Origin of the sequence: Streptomyces sp. Isolate_45 (genome assembly GCF_024721315.2) — a bacterium.
GTDB lineage: Bacteria > Actinomycetota > Actinomycetes > Streptomycetales > Streptomycetaceae > Streptomyces.
Genome location: NZ_JANFAK020000297.1, coordinates 1 through 2995, shown reverse-complemented (window position 1 = coordinate 2995; position 2995 = coordinate 1). Strand labels below are relative to the sequence as shown.

Below are 2995 nucleotides of genomic sequence, written 5' to 3'. Positions count from 1 at the left end.
CCGGGGGGGGGCCCCCCCCCCCCGCGGGGGGGGGGGCGGGGGGGGGGGGGGCGGGGGGCCCCCCCCCCCCCCGGGCCCCCCTCCCCGCCCCCCGACGGTTCAGAGGCGCTGGATGATCGTGCCCGTGGCCAGCGCGCCGCCCGCGCACATGGTGATCAGCGCGAACTCCTTGTCGCGTCGCTCCAGTTCGTGCAGCGCGGTGGTGATCAGACGGGCTCCGGTCGCGCCGACGGGGTGGCCGAGCGCGATGCCGCCGCCGTTGACGTTGACCTTCTCCAGGTCCTGGTCGAAGACCCGGGCCCAGCTGAGGACCACGGAGGCGAAGGCCTCGTTGATCTCGACGAGGTCGATGTCCTTGAGCGACATGCCGGCCTTGCCCAGTACGGCCCGCGTGGCGTCGATCGGTCCGTCGAGGTGGAAGTGCGGGTCGGATCCGACCAGCGCCTGGGCGACGATCCGGGCCCGCGGGCGCAGTTTGAGCGCCCGGGCCATCTTGCGGGAGGCCCACATCACGGCGGCGGCGCCGTCGGAGATCTGCGAGGAGTTCCCGGCGGTGTGCACGGCCGTCGGCATGACCGGCTTGAGACGGGCGAGGGCCTCCATGCTGGTGTCGCGCAGGCCCTCGTCCCGGTCGACCAGGCGCCACATGCCCTGTCCGGCCGCCTGTTCCGCCTCGGTGGTGGGTACCTGGACGGCGAAGGTCTCGCGCTTGAAGCGCTCCTCCGCCCAGGCGGCGGCGGCCCGTTCCTGGGAGAGCAGGCCCAGCGTGTCGACGTCCTCGCGGGTCAGGCCCCGGTGGCGGGCGATGCGTTCGGCGGCCTCGAACTGGTTCGGGAGGTCGACGTTCCACTCGTCGGGGAACGGCTTGCCCGGGCCGTGCTTGGAACCGGATCCCAGCGGGACGCGGCTCATGGCCTCGACTCCGCAGGCGATGCCGACGTCGATGACCCCACTGGAGATCATGTTGGCGACCATGTGGTTGGCCTGCTGGGAGCTGCCGCACTGACAGTCCACCGTGGTCGCGGCGGTCTCGTACGGGAGCCCCATGGCGAGCCACGCGTTGCGGGTCGGGTTCATCGACTGCTCGCCGGCGTGGGTGACGGTGCCGCCGACGACCTGCTCGACGCAGTCGGGCTGGATGGTGGTCCGGGCGAGCAGTTCGCGGTAGGTCTCGCCGAGGAGGTAGGCGGGATGGAGGTTGGCCAGCGCGCCCCCGCGTTTCCCGATGGGGGTGCGTACGGCTTCGACGATGACGGGTTCCGCGGCCATGAGCTCGTCCTCTCCTGCACAGCGCCAGCGCGGCGGGCCGTCCCGGCGCCCCGCCCGAACTAGTACGCGTTCTAGTTCTCCCCCGCAGTCTTATGACCCGGACCCCCGGCACGCAAGGGTCTTGCACGCGGCTTACACGGATTCCACACGCAACAGGTGGCGTTCCGACCCTTGCCTCTTCTAGAACTCGTTATTACGTTCAAGCCAGCTTCTGATGCTCCGTCAGACTTTGGAGTCGCCCCGATGCCCTGTCCCGCGCTGCCCGAAGGCTTCGACGCCACCGACCCCGACCTCCTCCAAAGCCGCGTCCCGCTGCCGGAGTTCGCCGAGCTGCGGCAGACGGCGCCGGTGTGGTGGTGCCCGCAGCGGCGGGGCATCACCGGTTTCGACGACGAGGGCTACTGGGTCGTGACCCGGCACGCGGACGTCAAGTACGTCTCCACGCACCCGGAAATCTTCTCCTCCACCACCAACACGGCGATCATCCGCTTCAACGAGCACGTCCCGCGTGATGCCATTGATGCCCAGCGACTGATCATGCTGAACATGGATCCGCCGGAACACACGCGCGTACGCCAGATCGTCCAGCGCGGCTTCACCCCGCGCGCCATCCGCGGCCTGGAACAGGCCCTGCGCGACCGGGCCCGGAAGATCGCCGAGGAAGCCCTGGCAGCGTCCGCCGACGGCAGCTTCGACTTCGTCACGCAGGTGGCGTGCGAACTCCCCCTCCAGGCCATCGCCGAGCTGATCGGCGTACCGCAGGAGGACCGGGCCCGGATCTTCGACTGGTCGAACAAGATGATCGCCTACGACGACCCGGAGTACGCGATCACCGAAGAGGTCGGCGCGAACGCCGCCATGGAACTCATCGGCTACGCGATGAACCTGGCGGCCGAGCGCAAGGAATGCCCCGCCAAGGACATCGTCACGCAACTGGTCGCCGCCGAGGGCCAGGGCAACCTGGGCTCCGACGAGTTCGGCTTCTTCGTCCTGCTGCTGGCGGTCGCGGGCAACGAGACCACCCGCAACGCCATCAGCCACGGCATGCACGCCTTCCTCACCCACCCCGACCAGTGGGAGCTGTACAAGGAGACCCGGCCCGCCACCGCGGCCGAGGAGATCGTCCGCTGGGCCACCCCCGTCGTGTCCTTCCAGCGCACCGCCTCCCAGGACACCGAACTGGGCGGCCAGAAGATCAAGGCCGGCGACCGGGTGGGGATGTTCTACTCCTCCGCCAACCACGACCCCGAGGTGTTCACCGATCCCGGCCGCTTCGACATCACCCGCGACCCGAACCCGCACCTCGGCTTCGGCGGCGGCGGCCCGCACTTCTGCCTCGGCAAGTCGCTGGCCATCATGGAGATCGACCTGATCTTCAACGCCCTCGCCGACGCCCTGCCCGACCTGCGACTGACCGGCGAGGACCCGCGCCGGCTGCGCGCGGCCTGGCTCAACGGCATCAAGGAGCTCCGGGTCAGCCGCGGTTGAGCACGCGCGGCCGTACCGGTTCCGGAGCGGCAGGGGCCGTTCCACCCACGCCCCGGCCCCTGCCGCCCACCGGGGTCACGGCGCGGGCCGCGCCCCCGGGACCCGCCCGAGTGGCGCGATCGCGCCCGGGGCCCGATCCTGACAGGACGCGACGATCCACCGAAGGGGGGGGGGGGGGGGGGGGGGGGGGGGGGGGGGGGGGGGGGGGGGGGGGGGGGGGGGGGGGGGGGGGGGGGGG

Annotated in this window: 2 protein-coding genes; one reads left to right on the top strand and one right to left on the bottom strand. The window is 71.5% G+C overall.

The features are described 5' to 3' along the window. Positions 1 to 99: 99 nt before the first annotated feature. Positions 100 to 1269, bottom strand: coding sequence for a steroid 3-ketoacyl-CoA thiolase (locus NOD94_RS40250; RefSeq protein ID WP_281211206.1), 1170 nt, complete (start codon positions 1267 to 1269; stop codon positions 100 to 102). Positions 1270 to 1512: 243 nt separating this feature from the next. Here NOD94_RS40250 and NOD94_RS40245 point away from each other — a divergent pair, with 243 nt between their 5' ends. Continuing rightward, positions 1513 to 2757 carry a cytochrome P450 gene (locus NOD94_RS40245; RefSeq protein WP_281211205.1) on the top strand — a complete coding sequence of 415 codons (1245 nt, stop codon included), beginning with the start codon at positions 1513 to 1515 and terminating at the stop codon, positions 2755 to 2757. Positions 2758 to 2995 lie beyond the last annotated feature (238 nt).